Source organism: Chryseobacterium sp. DT-167 (genome assembly GCF_058310155.1).
Window position 1 is genome coordinate 1 of sequence record NZ_JBZEEQ010000031.1, and the last position, 1155, is coordinate 1155.

General features: G+C 72.3%; 1 protein-coding gene. It reads right to left on the reverse strand.

Translation table 11 applies throughout. The annotated features are described in order from the left end of the window. Positions 1–1155 (reverse strand): tetratricopeptide repeat protein (locus AC4FQ5_RS19520; protein WP_491146144.1); only part of this gene is annotated, 1155 nt, incomplete at both ends.

Here is a 1155-nt window from a genome sequence, read left to right on the forward strand (position 1 = left end):
GGTCGAGTTCCGCCCGCGCCCGGCGCACCTCTTCGGCGAGGCGCGGCAACGACGCGTCCTCGTAGGCCGATTCGGCCTCGTCGAACTCGCGGCGGGCGCGGTCCGTGTCCCCGAGCGCCCTTCGTGCGAGTCCTGCGACGAAGAGGGCACGGGCGACTCCCCGAGTGAACCCGACGGAGTTGGCCAGTGTGCGCGCCTCGTCGGTGAGGGCGATGGCCTCCTCGAAACGCCCGAGTCGGAGAAGGAGGCTCGCAATCGAGAGAAGGGCGCTCGACTCGGTGAAGGTCGCGATGTTCGGCAGGAGCTCCGCGCGGCGGGCCTCGACCGCCGCGCACTGGCCGCGGTAGGCGACGATCGCCTCCTCGAGACGGCCATCTCCCGCCAGCACCATCCCGCGAAGACCGAGGCTCTCGAGTTCGCCCTCGAGGTCATCGACGGCGGCGAAACCCCGCGCAGCGCGCTCCGACGCATCCGCGGCACGGCCGGGGTGGCCGAGCTTGTTGAGCGCCCATCCCACATAGAACTCCGCCCACGCCCCGTACCGCAGGTCGCCCCCGCGCTGCGCCGCGGCGACGGCCGCTTCGGCCGCGACGAGGCCTGCCTGGGCGTCACCCGATCCCGCGAGGTTGGCCCACGCGACGTAGCCGAGGTGTTCCGCTTCCGCCGACGCGTCGCCGAGTCGGATGGCACACTCGGCGGAGAGCCGGAACGCGTCGAGCCAGAGGTCGTCGAGGGACCAGAGGTCGGAGAACCAGTGCAGCGCGTGCATCGTCGTGATGACGTCCGTCTCCCGACCGTTCGCGGCCGCTCGATGGAGCGCGGGCCGCCAATGCTCCACCTCCGCCTCGAGCCACAGACGCGCCGCCGCCTGATCGGTGAAAGCGAGCGGGTCGCCGGCTGCGTTCGAGGCCCCGGTGCCGGATCGCCCCGGACCGTCTGGCTCGAATAACGAGCCGGCCGCCGCCGTGAGCTCGAGGAGCCGCGTGGACGCGTCGAGTCGGCGCCTCTCGACCTCGACGGGCGATTCCGCTCGCGCGAGACGTGACGCGGCGAAGGCGCGGAGGAGGTCGTGCAATCGGTAGCGGTCGGCGCTGACGGGTTGCACGAGGCCCAGTTCCGCGAGTTCGTCGAGCGCGTCCTCCGCCCACGCCACGT